Raw genomic sequence first — 18114 nt, 5'->3', positions numbered from 1 at the left:
ATAACCACATGCTGCGCCATAAGGGAGATTGGCTACGTAGTTTTTTCTTGGCCTGCGAACACATTTTTACTGGTTTTCCACCGCCCGGGCCTGAGCGACTATCCAATACACAAGAATGTCCTCTGGAGCATCTGAACGTGTTCGAGCTTGAGTATTGGCAACGCAAGGCCGCTTCCCTGCGGTTTCCCGATCAGGCCGTGATCGACGGCCAGCGCCGCGCGGCGCAGTCGGGGCAGACTTTCGCCGCGATCAACCCTGCCACCGGGCAATGCCTGGCCAACGTTGCCGCCTGTGGCGAAGAAGACGTGAACGCGGCGGTGCACAATGCGCGGCAGGTCTTTGAGGCTGGCACCTGGGCTGCGCGCTCGCCGACCGAACGCAAGCAAGTGCTGTTGCGCCTGGCCGACTTGATCCTCGTAAACCGTGAAGAGCTGGCGCTGCTCGATTCGCTGAACATGGGCAAGCCCGTCACGGACGCCTACAACATCGACGTGCCGGGTGCCGCAGGCGTGTTCCGCTGGTACGCCGAAAGCCTCGACAAACTCTACGACCAGATCGCCCCCAGCGCGCAGAACGTGCTGGCAACCATTACTCGTGAAGCCCTGGGCGTGGTGGCTGCCGTGGTGCCGTGGAATTTCCCTCTGGACATGGCGGCGTGGAAACTCGCCCCGGCGCTGGCCGCCGGTAACTCGGTGATACTCAAACCGGCCGAGCAGTCGCCGTTTTCCGCCCTGCGCCTGGCTGAGCTGGCGCTGGAGGCGGGGGTTCCGGCAGGCGTGCTCAACGTACTGCCGGGCCTCGGCGAACAAACCGGCAAGGCCCTCGGTCTGCACCCGGACGTCGATTGCCTGGTGTTCACCGGCTCCACCGAAGTCGGCAAATATTTCATGCAGTACTCGGCGCAATCGAACCTGAAACAGGTGTGGCTGGAGTGCGGCGGCAAGAGTGCGAACCTGGTGTTCGCCGATTGTCAGGACCTCGATCTGGCAGCGGAAAAAGCCGCGTTCGGCATCTTCTTCAATCAGGGTGAAGTGTGCTCGGCCAACTCGCGGTTGCTGGTGCAGCGTTCGATCCATGACGAGTTCGTCGAACGCCTCAAGGCCCAGGCCGAACGCTGGTTGCCGGGCGATCCGCTGGACCCGTCGAGCGCCGCCGGAGCCATCGTCGACAGCCGTCAGACCGCGCGCATCATGAAGTTCATCCAGCAGGCCGAACAGCAAGGCGCGACCAAAGTCTGTGGCGGTCGGCAGTCGATTTTCAACGGTTCGGACAACTTCATCCAGCCGACGATTTTTACCGGCGTGACCCCGGACATGCCGCTGTTTCGCGATGAAGTGTTCGGCCCGGTGTTGGCGATCACGCCATTCGACGACGAGGCCCACGCCTTGCAGTTGGCCAACGACAGCGTCTACGGTCTGGCGGCTTCGCTGTGGACCGACGACCTCAACCGCGCCCACCGTGTGGCGCGACAATTGCGGGCCGGTACGGTGTCGGTCAACAGCGTCGATGCGCTGGACGTGACCGTGCCTTTTGGCGGTGGCAAGCAGTCGGGTTTCGGCCGCGACCTGTCCCTGCATTCATTCGATAAATACACCCAGTTGAAGACCACCTGGTTTCAATTGCGCTGATAACAAAACGGAGAACTGGCGATGACCACACCACGTGATACCCGCGACTACCAGGCCGCCGACGCTGCGCACCACATCCATGCGTTCGTCGATCAGAAAGCCCTCAACGACGAGGGGCCACGGGTGATGGTCCGTGGCGAGCGCCTGCACCTGTGGGACAACGATGGCCGGCGTTACCTCGACGGCATGTCCGGGTTGTGGTGTACCAACCTCGGTTACGGGCGCAAGGACCTTGCCCTTGCTGCGAGCCAGCAGCTGGAACAGCTGCCGTACTACAACATGTTTTTCCACACCACCCACCCGCAGGTGATCGAGCTGTCCGAGCTGTTGTTCAGCTTGCTGCCGGCTCACTACAGCCACGCGATCTACACCAACTCCGGCTCTGAAGCCAACGAGGTGTTGATCCGCACGGTGCGTCGTTACTGGCAGGTACTCGGCAAGCCCGAGAAGAAAATCATGATCGGCCGCTGGAACGGTTACCACGGTTCGACCCTGGCCGCGACGGCGCTGGGCGGCATGAAATTCATGCACGAAATGGGCGGCATGATTCCGGACATCGAGCACATCGACGAGCCGTACTTCTTCGCCCACGAAGGCAACCTGACCCCGGCCGAATTCGGTCTGCGCGCGGCACAGCAACTGGAAACGAAGATTCTCGAACTGGGGGCGGACAAGGTCGCGGGCTTCATCGCCGAACCTTTCCAGGGCGCCGGCGGCATGATCTTCCCGCCGGAAAGCTACTGGCCGGAAATCCAGCGCATCTGCCGCAAGTACGACGTGCTGCTGTGCGCCGATGAAGTGATCGGCGGCTTCGGTCGTACCGGCGAATGGTTCGCCCACGAGTATTTCGGGTTCGAGCCGGACACCCTGTCCATCGCCAAGGGCCTGACCTCGGGCTACATCCCCATGGGCGGCTTGATCCTGTCGAAGAAAATGGCCTCGGTGCTGGTGGAACAGGGCGGCGTGTTTGCCCACGGCCTGACCTATTCCGGGCACCCGGTGGCGGCGGCGGTGGCGATTGCCAACCTTAAGGCGCTGCGTGATGAAGGCGTGGTGACGCGGGTCAAGGACGACATCGGCCCGTACCTGCAACAGTGTCTGCGCGAAGTGTTCGGCAAGCACCCGCTGGTGGGTGACATCCAGGGCACCGGCATGGTCGCGGCGCTGCAACTGGCCGAAGACAAATCCACTCGCAAGCGCTTTGCCAACGAAAACGACATCGCCTGGCGCTGCCGCACGATTGGCTTCGAGGAGGGGGTGATCATTCGCTCGACGTTGGGGCGGATGATCATGGCGCCGGCGCTGATTGCCAGCCGTGAAGAGATTGATGAGCTGATCAGTAAGACCTTGAAATCGGTGGATCGCACGGCGCAGGAATACGGCCGGCTCTGATATCGCCTGAAGGTCCTGCGGCTTATCGCGAGCAGGCTCGCTCCCACATTGGATTTGTGTCGATCATCGGAAACGAGGTCGACATAGATCCCTGTAGGAGCGAGCCTGCTCGCGATTGCTTTTGTCGATTCAACAGACCTCTCAAGTCTTGCACCCATGTCGGGCATCCCCGCCCACAACGCCCTTTCACAGTGCTCACTAACCAGCTTTTTCATCACTCGCATCCACATATTTCCTCGTTTTCCTGATCCCGCCCTTGGGCCAACATCGATCTCGCCAGCCCGCCGAATGCTGCCCGCCGAAGGGTCCCCGAGAGACCACAGGTCGCAGCCGATTCAGGGCTCGCCGTACTGCCCATGACAAAACTAAATCAACAGCTTTGGGAGTGCTCCATGATCAAGTCCTTGCTTACCCGCGTTGCCCATCCACTGGCGGTCACCGCCATCGCCGCGACGGTCGCCACCAGCGCCCAGGCCGGCACCCTGTCCATCGGTCATACCACCTGGGTCGGCTACGGCACCCTGTACCTGGCCCAGGACCTTGGCTACTTCAAGGAAAACGGTTTGACCGTCGAATTGCCGGTGGTCGAAGAAGCGGCGATGTACATGGCCGCACAAGCGTCCGGCGAGTTGTCCGGCTCGGCGTCGACCATCGACGAAGTGCTCAAGTACCGTCCGCAATTCTGCTTCAAGGCTGTTGCAGCATTGGACGACAGCCATGGAGGCGACGGCGTGCTGGTGGGCAAGGATGTCAAGAGCCTGCAGGAACTCAAGGGCAAGGCCGTTGCGGTCAACGAAGGTTCGACTTCGCAGTTCTGGCTGTCGTATCTGCTGAAAAAACACGGCATGAGCATGAGCGACATCACCGTGCAGAACATGACGGCCGACGACGCCGCCACTGCGTTCATCGCCGGCCGAGTACCGGCCGCCGTGACCTGGGAGCCGCACTTGTCGATGGTTCGCGACAAGAAACAGGGCAAGGTACTGATCGACAGCAGTAGCACACCGGGGGTGATCGTCGACGTGGTCGCACTGAACTGCAGCGTGATCGAAAAGCAGCCGGAAGACGTCAAGGCCCTGGTGGCCGGTTTGTACAAAGCCGTGCAGTACACCAAGGATCATCCGCAGGAAGCCTACAAAATCATGGCCAATGGTGTTGGCGGTTACCTGGCCGATCCGAAGGAAATGGAGGCCGCAGCACAAGGCGTGCGCTTCTACGATCAGGCCATGAGCGAAAAACTGCTGGGCTCACCGGGCAAGCCGGGTGACAGCGCACCGCTGATCAAACTGGCCAACGAGACCGCCAGCGAGCTGCAAGGCAAGCCCTACAACGTCAGCAATGACGACCTGATCGACAACCGTTTCGTCACCCCGCTCTAGGAGGCTGCATGTTCAAGCGCAATTCATGGCTGAGCCGCTGCATCACGCCCAAGACCGGTTTACCGGTCTCGGTGATCTGGAGCGCAAGCGGCCTGGCCTGGGTGCTGTTGGTCGGCCTGTGGGCCGGCTTGTCCTACGGTGGCGTGGTGCCGGGCATGTTCCTGCCGACGCCGGGCGCGGTGGTCGAGGCCGCCGTGCGCCTGGGTCGCGACGGCACCCTCGGCCAGCATGTGTGGGCCAGTGTCGAAGTGGTGATGGTCGGTTTCATCGTGTCGTCCCTGGTGGCGGTGCCGCTGGGACTGTTGATGGGCAGTTTCCGCATCGTCCAGGCCTTTCTTGAGCCGCTGGTGAATTTCATTCGTTATCTGCCGGTGACCTCGTTCGTGCCGCTGTTCATCCTGTGGATCGGCATCGGTCTGGAGCAGCGGGTGTCGGTGATCATCTTCGGCGTGTTCTTCCAGCAACTGGTGATGATCGCGGACGTGTCCAAAGGCATCTCCAAGGACCTGATCAACGCCTCCTACACCCTCGGTTCAAACCGTCGTGATGCGGTGCTGCACGTCATCGCCCCGGCGTCCCTGCCGGGCGTGCTCGACACTTTGCGGGTGACCATGGGCTGGGCCTGGACTTACCTGGTGGTGGCTGAACTGGTCGCCGCTTCCAGTGGCCTGGGTTACCTGAGCCTCAAGGCCATGCGTGGCTTCCAGGTGGATGTGATTTTCCTCGCCATCGCGATCATCGGCCTGCTGGGCCTGGTCACCGATCAACTGTTCCGTTTCCTACGTCTGAGGATCACCGCATGGGCTCAGTAACCGCCGCCACTCATCGTTTTGTCGCCCCTCAGACTGCCCCGGTGAATGCGCCTCGGCTGCAAGTGGACAAGGTCAGCCTGCGTTACAGGAAACCCGATGGCGGAACCTTTACCGCGTTGGAGGAAGTGTCGTTCGAGGTGCCGGACCAGCAATTTGCTGTATTGGTGGGGCCTTCGGGTTGCGGCAAGTCGAGCCTGCTGTACCTCACCGCCGGCCTGGCCGAACCGACCTCGGGCGAGATTTACGTCGGCGGCCAGCAGGTCGAAGGCCCCGGTGCGGGTCGCGGCATGGTGTTCCAGAGCTACACGCTGTTCCCGTGGCTGACGGTGCGCCAGAACGTCGAGTTCGGCCTCAAGCGGCGCGGCATGCCGGCGGCGCAACGCAAGGACATCGTCGATTACTACGTCAACGAAGTGGGCCTGAGCGGCTTTGCCGACAACTACGCCAAGCAGTTGTCCGGCGGCATGATGCAGCGTGTCGCCATCGCCCGGGCGTTGGCCAACGATCCACAGATCCTGCTGATGGACGAGCCCTTCGGCGCCCTCGACAGCCAGACGCGCCTGCAAATGCAGCAGCTGTTGCTGCGGGTGTGGGGCAACAGCAAGAAGACCGTGTTGTTCGTGACCCACGACATTGACGAGGCGATCCTGCTCGGCGACCGGGTCTACGTCATGGGCGCCCGGCCTGGGCGGATCAAGCAGATTCTGGATGTGCCGATCGAACGTCCACGCAACCTCGATATGGTCATGGAGCGCTCGTTCATCGAGATGAAGCGCGAGATCTTCGGGTTGTTGCATGATGATCTGGAGGAGGTGCATTAAACCTGATTTCAGCCCATGCATGACCCCTGTGGGAGCGAGCCTGCTCGCGAAGGCGTAGTGTCAGTCAATATTGATCTGTCTGACACACCGCAATCGCGAGCAGGCTCGCTCCCACAGGTTTTATGTGGATTCGGAACTAAGGCGCAGCCGGCAACAGGAACCGCGCAATCACCGGCAGGTGATCGGAGATACGCAACGTATCATCCTGCCGCACCATCGCCTCGACCCGTTTGATCCGCGGGCTGTAGAACAGGTAGTCGACAGTCCGGTCCGGACCGTTCAGCCCGGGATCGTTCGGGTAATGGGTCAGCCAGCGTTCGCGGTCGATACCACTGGCTTCGTTGTTGGTCGGGATCATCGGGTACTTGTCCCACAGCAGGTGCAACGGGCTGTCGGCAGAGTAGGGCGCGCGTTGTGCGTCGGACAGGCGTCGATACTGGCCCAGCGGCAACAGGTTGAAATCCCCACCGATCAGCCACGGCGTGCCACGGCTTTCGAGTTTATCGAGGGTCCTGGCCACGGCGTTCACCTGGTTTTGCAAGGTGTTGTCGGCTCGATTGGCGCGGTCCAGATGGGTATTGAGCACCGCTATTTGCCCGCCATCACTCAACGGCAAGTAGCTCACCAGCAAGGCATCTCTGGGTTTGAATTGGCGGCTGAGTGGATTGCCCGAGGTGATGGGCAGTTGCAGCCGTTCGGCATGTTCGATCTGGTAACGGCTCAGGGTCGCCAGTTGCCGGCCGACACTGCCGAAGATGTGCGGGTTCGGCACGAAGTCAGCCTTCCAGTCGAACGCGCTGGTGCCACACGGATACAAGTCGGCGAGCCGTTCTTGCAGCAGTTTGAACTGGTGCTGGTAATCGCTGGCCTTGGCGCCGTCGTCCAGTTCCTGCAACAGCACGATGTCCGGTTGTTCGTCGCGAATCACCCGCGCCACTTCGTCGAGGCTGAAAGCCATGTCTTCCGCTGTGGGACGTTCGTCGGTACCAGCGGCCAGGTCATTCCAGAATACGTAACGCTTGCCGGCCAGGTATTGGACGTTCCAGGTCATCACTTTCAACGCCTGCCCGGGGACCAGGGAGGGGGCCTGGGCACTGCAACTGACGGGCAATACTTCTTTGGCATCGGGGCGCCAGGTCAGGCTGTAGATCATTACGGTGATCAGGCCGATCACGATCAGCAGGCCCAGCAGGGTGTAGCGCAGTAGACGGGTCATGGCTCGGCTTATTAGCGTTACAGGATTGTTCCCGAGGATACCCGAGAGCGATGGTCGCGCCCAACGTCAGAGCGAGTTGTCATTTCTCTCAGGCAGCGGGTTGATCAGCATGAACAGCCGGAACAGCACCACGCTGGTAAACAGCTGAAGGAAGCTGTGGGCACTGTCGATCAATAGTGAGATCACCGGGTTCTGCGGTTCCGGGTACGCCGCCAGTGTCACGCCTTTGAGCAGCCACAACGGCCCCATCACACTCAGAATGCACAGCAGGATGCGCAGGAAATGACCGCTGGTCAGGCGCAGGCTTTCCTTCATGGCCGCCAGCGGCGCCAGGCCGCGCAACACCAACAGGTATTCGCCAAACGCCAGCGTCACCATCAGGTAGATGCCCGGCAGGAAATACAGCGACAGGCCCAGCAGGATCAGCACGGTATTGAGCACCGTCAGCAGGGCGAAGCGCGGCCACAGGTAGGCGGACCTGGACAGCAGTTCGCGGTTGCTCGGCGATTCTCCGCGGCTGCGAGCATCGAGAAACAGAATCAGCGCGGCGGTATACAGCGGGTACACCAGCAAGCCGACAATCACGCTGATGCCGGGGAAACTGTCCGGCTCCGTGGAGTGGTCGACCACTTGTTGCAGCAGTGCCTCAAACATCACCAGCGGCAGGCACAGCTGCACGATCTGGCTCAGATTGCGCTTGAAGAAATACAGGGAGTCACGCAGCACATCTAACGGATTCATCAGTGGGTATCGCAGGTTGGAAGCAGTGGCTCACTTTAACCGATCAAGCGCAGGGGGAAGCAAACGTAAACGTTCGGTAAAGGACATTGAAACATCTTGTTTCAGCCTCCATTAAGGTTGAGCGCCTTATCCTCATTGGATAAAGGCAACGATTTCCCCGGCAATCTACGAGGTCGCCATGAACAGCGAAGAACAAACCCTGATCGATGGACTGTTTTCCCGGCTGCAGCAGGCCGAAACGGACTCAGCCCCGCGCGACGCCCAGGCCGAGGCGCGGATCAAGGAACACCTGACGCGCCAGCCCGCGGCAGGTTATTTCATGACCCAGGCGATTCTGGTGCAAGAGGCGGCGATCAAGAGCCTCGATGAGCAGAACAAACAACTGACCCAGCAAGTCCAGCAATTGCAGGCTGAACTGCAACAGGCCAAGGCCCAGGCGACCCCGGCTCCTGCGCCGAGTGGCGGTGGCTTTTTGTCGAGCATCTTTGGCGGCAACTCCCGCGAGCCACAGCCCGCGCCAACCCAGAGCGCACCGCCGTCGAACGGTGGCTGGCGTGAGCCGGGACGCTCGTCGTTCGGTTCGCAGCCGCCACAGCAGAGCTTCGGTGCCCCGCAACAGAACTTTCCACAGCAAGGCTATGCGCCGCAACAACAGGCTCCGGCAGCGGCTGGCAGCAGTTTCCTTGGTGGTGCGCTGAAAACCGCCGCCGGCGTGGCGGGTGGCGTAATGCTGGCACAGGGCATCAGCAGCCTGTTCCATCACAATCAGCAACCGGAAGTCGTCGAAGTCATCAAGGAAGAGCCGGCCCAGGTCAACGACCAGAGCAACAATGGCTGGGGCGATGACCAGCGCATGGCCGGTAACGATACCTACAGCAACGATCAGGGCGGGATCAGCGACGCCGACTACAGCGATGACAACTCATCGTTCTTCGGCGACGACGATTCCTTCGTCTGATACGCCATTCGTCCGGAGCGCAACCGCGCTCCGGGCCGATTATTCGCGGAACAATCCTTCGGGCTGGCATACTGGGCGACTTTTCGGGCCTGGTGCCTGATTCAGCCTTGAGGAAAGCCGGTGAAAAAAATCGCAGTGTTCGCCGATGTCCAGAACCTCTACTACACCGTGCGTCAGGCCTATGGTTGCCACTTCAACTACGCCGCACTGTGGGCTGACATCAGCAAACAGGGCGAGATCGTCGAAGCCTACGCCTACGCCATCGACCGTGGCGACAGCAAACAGCAGCAGTTCCAGCAGATCCTGCGCAACCTCGGTTTCACCGTGAAACTCAAGCCGTACATCCAGCGCAGCGATGGTTCGGCCAAGGGCGACTGGGACGTGGGCATTACCCTCGACATCATGGACGCCGCCGACCATGTCGATGAAATCGTCCTGGCCTCCGGCGATGGCGATTTCGACATGTTGCTCGAGCGCATCATCAGCAAACACGGGGTACAGGCGGTGGCCTACGGCGTGCCGGGCCTGACCGCCAACTCGCTGATCCGCGCCTCCAGCCGCTACGTGCCGATCGAAGGCGCGTTGCTGCTCAAGAATTGATTTTTACGGAGTTGAACCAGGTTTGGAACGCATAGCAGTCATCGACTTTGAAACCACCGGGATCTCCCCGAGCAGCAACTGCCGGGCCACGGAAATCGCCGTGGTGATCCTTGAGCAGGGGCGCATCGTCGAGCGTTACCAGAGCTTGATGAACGCCGGCGTACGTGTCCCGGCCTTCATCGAACAACTCACCGGCATCAGCAACGCCATGCTGCGCACCGCGCCGTCGGCCGAGCAGGTGATGAACGAGGTCAACGAATTCGTCGGCACCACGCCATTGCTGGCGCATAACGCCGCGTTCGACCAGAAGTTCTGGGACTTCGAACTGGGGCGAATCAAACGCACCCGCTTGCAGAATTTTGCCTGCTCGCTGCTACTGGCCCGCCGCCTGATGCCCGCCGCACCGAACCACAAGCTCGGCACCCTCACCACGTTTGCCAACCTGCCCCACACCGGCAAGGCCCACCGGGCCATGGCCGATGCCGAGATGGCGGCCAACCTGACCGCGCACCTCGCTGACGAACTGCGGCAGAAGCATGGCTTGCACGAGTTGTCCCATGACTTGTTGTGCAAGTTGCAGAAAGTGCCTGCGGCGAAAGTGGGCGAACACCTAAAGCGCTATCGCTGATCCCGAAAACACCACAAGTCCCCTGTAGGAGCGAGCCTGCTCGCGATGAACCCGAGAACGGTGCGGGGTGTCAGGTTTCTCGCGTTATCGTTGGCGACCATCGCGAGCAGGCTCGCTCCTACAGGTTCCGCGTTCGATCAAAGCTTGCCGTTGCCTTCGATATGTCCCAACGGCACCCGCTTCTCGATGGCGCTGGACAACACAATCGACGTCTTGCTGAAGCCGAACGCGGCGATCCGGTTGATCAGTTCTTCCAGTTCCGGCATCGAGCCCACCGCCGCTTGCATGATCACGCACGGGTCGCCGGTCACCCGATGGCATTCGGTCAATTGCGGGATTTTGATCAGGTCGTCGTAGGCTTTCTGGTTGCCGTGCTGGTTCAGGCGCAATTCGATCACGCACTGGATCGGCAGGCCGAGCTTGGCCATGTCGACCTTCGCCTGATAACCGGTGATCACGCCGCTGGCTTCGAGCTTGGCCACGCGCTCGGCCACGGCCGGGGCAGACAGGTTGACCTTGCGCGCCAGGTCCGCGTAGGACGCGCGACCGTTTTCCAGCAGGGCGCTGAGCAGCATGCGGTCATACTTGTCCATCGGGGTGACTCCTGAAAATGGCCGACTTTCGAAAACACGGTTTATAGCGCTGAACTCCGTGTTTTGAAAAGTGTACTGGCGCTTTAAACAGGTTTTGTAACTTATTTTCCGACGCCAGCCTTTCTAGAATAGCCGTTCACTTGTCCTTGCCTGTGAGCTGCCCCCATGTCCGGCCTTCGTCGCTTTCCCTTACCCTTGATCGCTGCCTTCTTTGCCTTGTACGTGATTTGGGGCTCGACTTACCTGGTGATCCGCATCGGCGTGGAGTCCTGGCCGCCGTTGCTGCTTGCCGGCATTCGCTTCGTGATCGCCGGAACCTTGATGTATGCCTTCCTGCGCTGGCGCGGAGCGCCGGCGCCGACCTGGGCGCAGTGGAAAGCCGCCGGGATCATCGGGATTCTGCTGTTGGCGTGCGGCAACGGCGCGGTGAGCGTGGCCGAGCACACGGGCGTGGCCTCCGGGGTGGCGGCGTTGGCGGTGGCGACGGTGCCGCTGTTTACCTTGCTCTGCGGCTATTTCTGGGGCGCGCGTAATACCCGTCTCGAATGGGCCGGGATCGTGCTCGGGCTGATCGGCATCGGCATGTTCAACCTCGGTTCCAACCTGCAATCGAGCCCGCTGGGTGCGGCGTTGCTGATTTTTGCAGCGGCGACCTGGGCCTTTGGCTCTGTTTGGAGCAAACACCTGCCGTTGCCTCAGGGCGCGATGGCCAGCGCTGTGGAAATGCTGGTGGGCGGTGTGGTGTTGCTGATTGCCAGCGCAGTCAGCGGTGAGCATCTGGAAAAGGTGCCACCAATCGAAGGCTGGGCCGCGTTGGCGTATCTGACCGTGTTCGGTTCGATCATCGCCTTCAACGCCTACATGTACTTGTTGAAGCACGTGCGTCCGGCTGCTGCCACGAGCTATGCCTACGTCAACCCGGCGGTGGCGGTGTTGCTGGGGATCGTGTTCGTCGGCGAAACCATCGGTATCGAGGAAGCCCTGGCGATGGCGGTGATCATCAGTGCCGTGGTGTTGATCGGCTTGCCACAATGGCGCCGCACGCCAGAGCGGCCAGTGGTAACGACGGCAGTACCGACAGAATCCCGTGTGAATTAGGGTAAACTGCGCGGCATTGCATCTTGTATTGCACACTTGTTTTGAACAACCCGCGCTGAATTTTCCTACGGTACTCCCATGACTTTCGCCACCCTTGGCCTGATCGAACCCTTGCTGCGCTCCCTCGAGACGCTCGGCTACCAGACTCCGACGCCGGTTCAGGCGCAAGCCATTCCGGCGGTGCTGGCCGGTCGTGACCTGATGGCCGCCGCCCAGACCGGCACCGGCAAGACCGCCGGTTTCGCCCTGCCGCTGTTGCAACTGCTGGCCATGGAAGGGCCGAAAGTCACCGCCAACTCGGTCCGCGTGCTGATCCTGGTACCGACCCGCGAGCTGGCCGAGCAGGTTCACGAAGCCGTGCGCCAGTACGCCGAAAACCTGCCGCTGCGCACCTACGCGGTATATGGCGGCGTCAGCATCAACCCGCAGATGATGAAGCTGCGCAGCGGTGTCGACCTGTTGGTGGCGACCCCGGGCCGCTTGCTCGACCTGTTCCGCCAGAACGCGCTGAAGTTCAACCAGTTGCAAACCCTGGTGCTGGACGAAGCCGACCGTATGCTCGACCTGGGCTTTTCCGAGGAACTGGCGAACATTTACCGCGCGCTCCCTAAGAAACGTCAGACGCTGTTGTTCTCCGCAACCTTCTCCGATGACATCCGCCTGCTGGCCGGGCAGATGCTCAACGATCCGCTGACCATCGAAGTCAGCCCGCGCAACGTCGCGGCCAATACGGTCAAGCAATGGATCGTGACGGTGGACAAGAAGCGCAAGCCGGAGCTGTTCGTTCACCTGATGCGCAAGGGCAAGTGGAAGCAGGTGCTGGTGTTCGCCAAGACCCGCAACGGCGTGGATGCGCTGGTGGATAAACTTCAGGGTCTGGGCATCAATGCCGACGGCATCCACGGCGACAAACCCCAGGCGACCCGCCAGCGTGCGCTCGACCGCTTCAAGGCGAGTGAAGTGCAGATCCTGGTCGCTACCGACGTGGCCGCCCGGGGCCTGGATATCGAAGATCTGCCGATGGTGGTCAACTTCGATTTGCCGATAGTCGCTGAGGACTACATCCACCGTATCGGTCGTACTGGCCGTGCGGGTTCGACCGGCGAGGCGATTTCCCTGGTCTGCGCCGATGAAGTGAATCTGCTGTCGGCCATCGAGATGCTGACCCGCCAGACCTTGAAGCGGCAGAACGAGCCGGACTTCGAACCGGAGCACCGCGTGCCGGACACCGATGCCAGCGGCCAGGTCGTGAAGAAGCCGAAGAAACCGAAGAAGCCCAAGGCTTCCGGTGGTGGCGGTGGTAAACGCAATCTGGGCAAGTGGGTGGATAGCGGGGAAGTTGCGCCGGCGGAGCCTTCGATCAAGCCTGTGCGCAAGGTGCCGGTGTTCAATACCGGGCCGCGTAAGCGCAAGCCTTGATTACGCACTGCGTCCGTTAGGCCGTCATCGCCAGCAGGCTGGCTCCCACAGGTTTTTTGTGAGCGACACAAATCCCGTGTGGGAGCCAGCCTGCTGGCGATGGGAGCTGCGCGGTCATCAACCCTTGCGCCGCAACCACTCCACCATCCCCAACCCCGCCGCCCGCCCGCTGGCGAAACACGCGGTCAGCAGATAGCCGCCGGTCGGCGCCTCCCAATCGAGCATTTCCCCGGCGCAAAACACGCCAGGCAGTTGCTTGAGCATCAATCGCTCATCCATCGCTTCGAACAACACACCGCCAGCGCTGCTGATGGCCTCGTCCAGTGGACGGGTTTTCACCAATGTCAGTGGTAATGCCTTGATCGATTGGGCCAGCAGGCTCGGGTCGGTAAACGCTTCGGCAGGCGTGAGTTCACGCAATAGCGCCGCTTTTACGCCATCGATGCCCAACTGACTGTGCAGGTGTTTGGCCATGGATCGCGATCCCCGTGGCTTGCTCAACGCCGCTTGAATTTTATCCACAGGCCGGCCGGGCAACAGGTCCAGATGAATGGTTGCCGAGCCGTGCCGGTTGATCGCCTCGCGGATCGGTGCCGACAGGGCGTAGATCAAACTGCCTTCGATTCCGGTGGCAGTAATCACACATTCGCCTAGTCGCGGAACGTCATCATTAAGACCGATGGCGATATTTTTCAGCGGGGCGCCGGCGAATTTGCTGACCATCAATTCGCTCCAGGCCTGCACCTCGAAGCCGCAATTACTGGGTTGCAACGGCGCCAGTCCTACACCGTGCTGCTCCAGTGGCAGCATCCACGCGCCATCCGAACCCAGTCGCGACCAACTGCCGCCACCGAGGGCGAGCAGGGTGGCATCGGCTTGCACGGTCTTTTCGCCTTCCGGACTGTCGATGCGCAAATCGCCACGCTCGTCCCAGCCGAGCCAGCGGTGGCGGGTGTGGATAACTACGCCGCTGTCGCGCAGGCGCTTGAGCCAGGCGCGCAGCAATGGCGCGGCCTTCATGTCGGTGGGGAATACCCGGCCGGAGCTGCCGACGAAGGTATCGATGTCCAGGTCATGAATCCACCGGCACAACGCTTCGGCGCCGAAGCCGCGCAGCAGCGGGGCGATCTGCGGGGCGCGTTCGGCGTAGCGCGAGAGAAACGCCGGATAGGCTTCGGAGTGCGTGATGTTCATGCCGCCGACGCCGGCCAGGAGGAATTTTCGTCCGACCGAGGGCATGCCGTCGTACAGGTCGACCTTGATCCCGGCCTGGCTCAACACTTCGGCCGCCATCAGTCCGGCGGGGCCGCCGCCGATGATGGCGACGTGAGGGGGAAGGGCTGGCGAAGATTGGGTCATGGGATGCGCTGTGGTCTGGCGGGATAAGCCGGGCATTCTACCAGCCCCGCCCCCTGTAGGAGCGAGCCTGCTCGCGATGGCGGCGGTACATTCAACATCTGTGGGCCTGACAGACCGCTATCGCGAGCAGGCTCACTCCTACAGGGTTTAGAGGTGTCTTTGAAGGGTGGTTAAAAAACAGTCAGTGTTCTGTAGCCTATACGCCGTGTGGGCTGTAGGCCCTTTCACTCAGGTTATCCACAGGCAGTTCCACAGGCATTGTGGGTAAAGCATCCACAGTTCAGTGACAACCTGATGACTGCCAGACGCGCTGCGCGCTGTGATGGAGGATGCCGTGACGGCGGGCCAGGGCCTGGCGGTCCTTGCTGTAGCCGCCGCCGATTACCCCGACGAGCGGAATGTCACGGCCCAGGCAATGGCGCATCACGCTTTCATCGCGGGCAGCGACGCCTTCGTCTGTCAGTTGCAGATAACCCAGGGCGTCGTCCTTATGCACATCGACCCCGGCGTCATACAGCACCAGGTCCGGTTGGTAGAGCGGCAGCAGGTAGTTGAGTGCATCGTCCACGACCTTCAGGTAATCGGCATCGCCCATGCCGTTGGGCAGTGGAATGTCCCAGTCGCTTTCGGCCTTGCGTGCGGGAAAATTCTTTTCGCAGTGCAGGGAAACGGTCACTGCTTCCGGGGTGTTGTGCAGTATTCGTGCAGTCCCGTCGCCCTGATGCACGTCGCAATCGAAGATCAGCACCCGGTTCACCCTTCCACTTTCCAGCAGGTAATGGCTGATCACCGCCAGGTCATTGAAGATGCAAAATCCGGCCGGATAGTCGTAGTGCGCGTGGTGGGTACCGCCCGCCAGGTGACAGGCCAGGCCATACTCCAGCGCCTTTTCGGCCGCCAGCAACGAACCGCCGACCGCCCGCACCGTACGTCGGGCCAGGGCTTCGTTCCAGGGCAGGCCGAGGCGGCGCTGGTCTTCGCGGGATAATTCGCCACTCATGTAGCGCTCGATGTACGAAGGGTCATGGGCGAGGGCGAGAATATCTGCCGGACACAGATCCGGGCGCAGCAAGTCGACGTCGCGGGTCAGACCGCTGTCCACCAGGTGATCGCGCAACAGGCGGAACTTGTCCATGGGAAAGCGGTGATCCGCCGGAAACTCGGGGCTGTAATCTTCGTGATAAATCAGCGGCAGTGGCATGGTCATTTCATGTAGGAATGAGAGAGGGATCCTACCAGCGTTGTAGACTTGCAGCATGCAAACGGAGGGGCGGTGAGCAATGGAGCCAATACTGGAACTTGAAAGCGCTCGGCTGCTGTTGCGCCAGTGGCGCGATGAAGATTTAGCGGACTTTGCCGCGATGTGTGCCGATCCGCAGGTGATGCGCTATTTCCCGGCAACCTTGAGCCGGCTGGAAAGCGCATCATTGATCGGGCGAATCCGTGGTCATTTCGCCGAGCATGGTTATGGTCTCTGGGCTTTGCAGCGCAAGGATTCTGGCCAGTTCATCGGGTTTACCGGGCTTGGCGTGGTCGGTTTCGACGCACCCTTTACCCCGGCCACGGAAATCGGCTGGCGCCTGGCCCGCGAGCACTGGGGCTTGGGTTACGCCAGCGAAGCGGCGTGGACCGTTCTGCGCTGCGGGTTCGACCGCTTGTTGCTGCAAGAGGTCGTGGCCTTCACGACGCAAACCAATCTGCCGTCAGAGAAAGTCATGCAGGCCATCGGCATGCACCATGATCCGGAAAATGACTTCGATCACCCGCGACTCGAGGCCGATCACCCGTTGCGTCGGCATGTGTTGTATCGCATCAGCCGCGAGCAATGGCTGCAAACCTTGCATGGATAACCTGACACGGACGTTTACAATGGCCCTCATGGGCAGAGTCCCGAAACTGAATCGACCGTAGCAGCCAAGGCTGCGCGGCCATGTTTTGCCTGAGGAGCATCTGAATGAGCCAAGTGTTGGATGATCTGGTCGACCTGCTGACCCTGGAACCGATCGAAGAAAACCTGTTCCGTGGTCGTAGCCAGGACCTGGGGTTTCGTCAGCTGTTCGGTGGTCAGGTGCTCGGCCAGTCGCTGTCGGCGGCCAGTCAGACGGTTGAAGAGGCGCGCCATGTGCATTCGATGCACGGCTATTTCCTGCGTCCGGGCGATGCCGGATTACCGGTGGTGTATCAGGTTGACCGGGTGCGTGACGGTGGCAGTTTCAGCACGCGCCGGGTGACGGCGATCCAGAAGGGCCACCCGATCTTCACCTGCAGTGCGTCGTTCCAGTACGACGAAGAAGGCTTTCAGCACCAGACCGAAATGCCGCAAGTGGTCGGTCCGGAAAACCTGCCATCGGAGCTGGAGATCACCCAGCAGCGCGCGCACCTGATCCCTGAGAAAATGCGCGAAAAACTGCTGTGCCCGAAGCCGATCGAATTTCGACCGGTGACCGAGAAGGATCCTTACAACCCGCTGCCCTCCGATCCGGTCAAGTACGTCTGGTTCCGCGCCGACGGGGCGTTGGCCGATTCGCCGGCGCTGCATAAATATCTGCTGGCCTACGCCTCGGACTTCGGTCTGCTGGTCACCTCGATGCAGCCCCACGGCAAAACGGTCTGGAACAAGGACATGCAGGTGGCCAGCCTCGATCACGCGCTGTGGTTCCATCAGGACCTGCGTGCCGATGACTGGTTGCTCTACGCGATGGACAGTCCGTGGGCCGGCAACTCCCGTGGATTCTCCCGTGGCAGCGTGTTCAACCGCGCGGGGCAACTGGTGGCCTCGGTCACCCAGGAAGGCTTGATCCGTCACCGCAAGGATTGGGCATGAGCCTGGCCGACGTGCGTCACTGGGTGTTCGACATGGACGGCACCCTGACGGTGGCTGTGCACGACTTCGCGGCGATTCGCGTGGCGTTGGCGATCCCTGCCGAACACGACATCCTGACCCACCTCGCCGCGCTGCCAGCCGATGAGGCCGCAGCCAAACATGCCTGGCTGCTGGAGCATGAGCGGGACCTGGCCCTCGGTTCGCAACCGGCACCGGGTGCGGTGGAACTGGTGCGCGAGCTGGCCGGGCGCGGTTATCGCCTGGGCATTCTCACGCGCAATGCCCGGGAGCTGGCACATGTCACGCTGGAGGCCATTGGCCTGGCCGACTGCTTTGCGCTGGAGGATGTGCTGGGTCGCGATGATGCGCCGCCCAAACCGCATCCGGGCGGGTTGCTGAAACTGGCCGAAGCGTGGAAGGTGCCGGCGAGCGAGATGGTGATGGTCGGTGATTACCGCTTCGATCTCGATTGCGGGCGAGCGGCGGGGGCGCGGACTGTGTTGGTGAATTTGCCGGATAATCCATGGCCGGAATTGACCGATTGGCATGCGGCGGATTGTGTTGAGTTGCGGCAGATGCTGTTGGCTTGAGTGCTTCGTTGCCTGGTCAACCGCCATCGCGAGCAGGCTCGCTCCCACATGTGATC

General features: G+C 61.4%; 18 protein-coding genes. 13 read left to right on the top strand and 5 right to left on the bottom strand.

Going from position 1 to position 18114, the window contains the following annotated elements:
* Positions 1-137: 137 nt before the first annotated feature.
* The 5 genes from AC3ITA_RS25235 to AC3ITA_RS25215 all read left to right on the top strand — a co-directional run bounded on the left by AC3ITA_RS25235 (position 138) and on the right by AC3ITA_RS25215 (position 6032).
* The gene (locus tag AC3ITA_RS25235) at positions 138-1628 is read left to right on the top strand and encodes an aldehyde dehydrogenase (RefSeq protein WP_489278655.1); all 1491 of its coding nucleotides are present in this window, start codon (positions 138-140) and stop codon (positions 1626-1628) included.
* Between the two features lie 21 nt (positions 1629-1649).
* The gene (locus AC3ITA_RS25230; protein ID WP_095942013.1) at positions 1650-3020 is read left to right on the top strand and encodes an aspartate aminotransferase family protein; all 1371 of its coding nucleotides are present in this window, start codon (positions 1650-1652) and stop codon (positions 3018-3020) included.
* A gap of 392 nt (positions 3021-3412) precedes the next feature.
* Positions 3413-4399: an ABC transporter substrate-binding protein gene (locus AC3ITA_RS25225; RefSeq protein ID WP_489278653.1), complete on the top strand. Its 987-nt coding sequence runs from the start codon at positions 3413-3415 to the stop codon at positions 4397-4399.
* Positions 4400-4407: 8 nt separating this feature from the next.
* Positions 4408-5211 carry an ABC transporter permease gene (locus AC3ITA_RS25220; RefSeq protein ID WP_007990681.1) on the top strand — a complete coding sequence of 268 codons (804 nt, stop codon included), beginning with the start codon at positions 4408-4410 and terminating at the stop codon, positions 5209-5211.
* Positions 5199-6032: an ABC transporter ATP-binding protein gene (locus tag AC3ITA_RS25215; RefSeq protein ID WP_489278652.1), complete on the top strand. Its 834-nt coding sequence runs from the start codon at positions 5199-5201 to the stop codon at positions 6030-6032. Before AC3ITA_RS25220 ends, AC3ITA_RS25215 begins: the two co-directional genes overlap by 13 nt.
* A 136-nt stretch (positions 6033-6168) precedes the next feature.
* Here the strand turns inward: AC3ITA_RS25215 and AC3ITA_RS25210 are convergent, their stop codons facing one another.
* Positions 6169-7248, bottom strand: a complete 1080-nt coding sequence (locus tag AC3ITA_RS25210; protein ID WP_095942017.1) for an endonuclease/exonuclease/phosphatase family protein — start codon at positions 7246-7248, stop codon at positions 6169-6171.
* Between the two features lie 66 nt (positions 7249-7314).
* Positions 7315-7989 (bottom strand): YciC family protein, encoded by a 675-nt coding sequence (locus AC3ITA_RS25205; RefSeq protein WP_095942018.1) that lies wholly within the window; start codon positions 7987-7989, stop codon positions 7315-7317.
* A 178-nt stretch (positions 7990-8167) separates the two neighbouring features.
* Here AC3ITA_RS25205 and AC3ITA_RS25200 point away from each other — a divergent pair, with 178 nt between their 5' ends.
* The 3 genes from AC3ITA_RS25200 (at position 8168) to AC3ITA_RS25190 (ending at position 10175) form a co-directional block, all read left to right on the top strand.
* Positions 8168-8947, top strand: a complete 780-nt coding sequence (locus AC3ITA_RS25200; protein WP_095942019.1) for a DUF2076 domain-containing protein — start codon at positions 8168-8170, stop codon at positions 8945-8947.
* Between the two features lie 120 nt (positions 8948-9067).
* Positions 9068-9547 (top strand): LabA-like NYN domain-containing protein, encoded by a 480-nt coding sequence (locus AC3ITA_RS25195; RefSeq protein WP_489278650.1) that lies wholly within the window; start codon positions 9068-9070, stop codon positions 9545-9547.
* Between the two features lie 22 nt (positions 9548-9569).
* Positions 9570-10175 (top strand): 3'-5' exonuclease, encoded by a 606-nt coding sequence (locus AC3ITA_RS25190; protein WP_489278648.1) that lies wholly within the window; start codon positions 9570-9572, stop codon positions 10173-10175.
* Positions 10176-10312: 137 nt separating this feature from the next.
* On the opposite strand, the gene AC3ITA_RS25185 is transcribed toward AC3ITA_RS25190, so the two are convergent.
* Positions 10313-10768, bottom strand: a complete 456-nt coding sequence (locus AC3ITA_RS25185) for an Lrp/AsnC family transcriptional regulator (protein WP_489278647.1) — start codon at positions 10766-10768, stop codon at positions 10313-10315.
* 165 nt (positions 10769-10933) lie between these two features.
* On the opposite strand from AC3ITA_RS25185, the gene yedA reads away from it, so the two are divergent.
* Positions 10934-11866 carry a drug/metabolite exporter YedA gene (gene yedA, locus AC3ITA_RS25180; RefSeq protein ID WP_489278645.1) on the top strand — a complete coding sequence of 311 codons (933 nt, stop codon included), beginning with the start codon at positions 10934-10936 and terminating at the stop codon, positions 11864-11866.
* 78 nt (positions 11867-11944) lie between these two features.
* A complete protein-coding gene (gene rhlE1, locus AC3ITA_RS25175; RefSeq protein WP_414928010.1) occupies positions 11945-13285 on the top strand; it encodes an RNA helicase RhlE1 in 1341 nt (446 codons plus the stop codon).
* A gap of 117 nt (positions 13286-13402) precedes the next feature.
* On the opposite strand, the gene AC3ITA_RS25170 is transcribed toward rhlE1, so the two are convergent.
* On the bottom strand, positions 13403-14644 hold the full coding sequence (locus tag AC3ITA_RS25170) for a TIGR03862 family flavoprotein (protein ID WP_489278643.1): 1242 nt from the start codon (positions 14642-14644) through the stop codon (positions 13403-13405).
* A 280-nt stretch (positions 14645-14924) separates the two neighbouring features.
* Entirely contained in the window at positions 14925-15845 is a 921-nt protein-coding gene (locus tag AC3ITA_RS25165) for a histone deacetylase family protein (RefSeq protein WP_414928008.1), read from the bottom strand.
* Positions 15846-15924: 79 nt separating this feature from the next.
* Here AC3ITA_RS25165 and AC3ITA_RS25160 point away from each other — a divergent pair, with 79 nt between their 5' ends.
* The 3 genes from AC3ITA_RS25160 to AC3ITA_RS25150 all read left to right on the top strand — a co-directional run bounded on the left by AC3ITA_RS25160 (position 15925) and on the right by AC3ITA_RS25150 (position 18058).
* Entirely contained in the window at positions 15925-16494 is a 570-nt protein-coding gene (locus AC3ITA_RS25160) for a GNAT family N-acetyltransferase (protein ID WP_150672697.1), read from the top strand.
* Between the two features lie 104 nt (positions 16495-16598).
* Positions 16599-17468 carry an acyl-CoA thioesterase II gene (gene tesB / locus AC3ITA_RS25155; RefSeq protein ID WP_095942026.1) on the top strand — a complete coding sequence of 290 codons (870 nt, stop codon included), beginning with the start codon at positions 16599-16601 and terminating at the stop codon, positions 17466-17468.
* Positions 17465-18058: an HAD family hydrolase gene (locus AC3ITA_RS25150; protein ID WP_095942027.1), complete on the top strand. Its 594-nt coding sequence runs from the start codon at positions 17465-17467 to the stop codon at positions 18056-18058. Before tesB ends, AC3ITA_RS25150 begins: the two co-directional genes overlap by 4 nt.
* Positions 18059-18114: the final 56 nt, after the last annotated feature.

The organism is Pseudomonas sp. GL_090 (genome assembly GCF_057837765.1).
This window is presented reverse-complemented; position numbering and strand designations above follow the sequence as displayed.

What these genes read in the sequence shown, in the direction of transcription:
- AC3ITA_RS25230 (WP_095942013.1), top strand. Translation starts at nt 1,650, where the DNA reads ATGACCACACCACGTGATACCCGCGACTACCAGGCCGCCGACGCTGCG.
- AC3ITA_RS25225 (WP_489278653.1), top strand. Translation starts at nt 3,413, where the DNA reads ATGATCAAGTCCTTGCTTACCCGCGTTGCCCATCCACTGGCGGTCACC.
- AC3ITA_RS25220 (WP_007990681.1), top strand. Translation starts at nt 4,408, where the DNA reads ATGTTCAAGCGCAATTCATGGCTGAGCCGCTGCATCACGCCCAAGACC.
- AC3ITA_RS25215 (WP_489278652.1), top strand. Translation starts at nt 5,199, where the DNA reads ATGGGCTCAGTAACCGCCGCCACTCATCGTTTTGTCGCCCCTCAGACT.
- AC3ITA_RS25210 (WP_095942017.1), bottom strand. Translation starts at nt 7,248, where the DNA reads ATGACCCGTCTACTGCGCTACACCCTGCTGGGCCTGCTGATCGTGATC.
- AC3ITA_RS25205 (WP_095942018.1), bottom strand. Translation starts at nt 7,989, where the DNA reads ATGAATCCGTTAGATGTGCTGCGTGACTCCCTGTATTTCTTCAAGCGC.
- AC3ITA_RS25200 (WP_095942019.1), top strand. Translation starts at nt 8,168, where the DNA reads ATGAACAGCGAAGAACAAACCCTGATCGATGGACTGTTTTCCCGGCTG.
- AC3ITA_RS25185 (WP_489278647.1), bottom strand. Translation starts at nt 10,768, where the DNA reads ATGGACAAGTATGACCGCATGCTGCTCAGCGCCCTGCTGGAAAACGGT.
- yedA (WP_489278645.1), top strand. Translation starts at nt 10,934, where the DNA reads ATGTCCGGCCTTCGTCGCTTTCCCTTACCCTTGATCGCTGCCTTCTTT.
- rhlE1 (WP_414928010.1), top strand. Translation starts at nt 11,945, where the DNA reads ATGACTTTCGCCACCCTTGGCCTGATCGAACCCTTGCTGCGCTCCCTC.
- AC3ITA_RS25170 (WP_489278643.1), bottom strand. Translation starts at nt 14,644, where the DNA reads ATGACCCAATCTTCGCCAGCCCTTCCCCCTCACGTCGCCATCATCGGC.
- AC3ITA_RS25165 (WP_414928008.1), bottom strand. Translation starts at nt 15,845, where the DNA reads ATGCCACTGCCGCTGATTTATCACGAAGATTACAGCCCCGAGTTTCCG.
- AC3ITA_RS25160 (WP_150672697.1), top strand. Translation starts at nt 15,925, where the DNA reads ATGGAGCCAATACTGGAACTTGAAAGCGCTCGGCTGCTGTTGCGCCAG.
- tesB (WP_095942026.1), top strand. Translation starts at nt 16,599, where the DNA reads ATGAGCCAAGTGTTGGATGATCTGGTCGACCTGCTGACCCTGGAACCG.
- AC3ITA_RS25150 (WP_095942027.1), top strand. Translation starts at nt 17,465, where the DNA reads ATGAGCCTGGCCGACGTGCGTCACTGGGTGTTCGACATGGACGGCACC.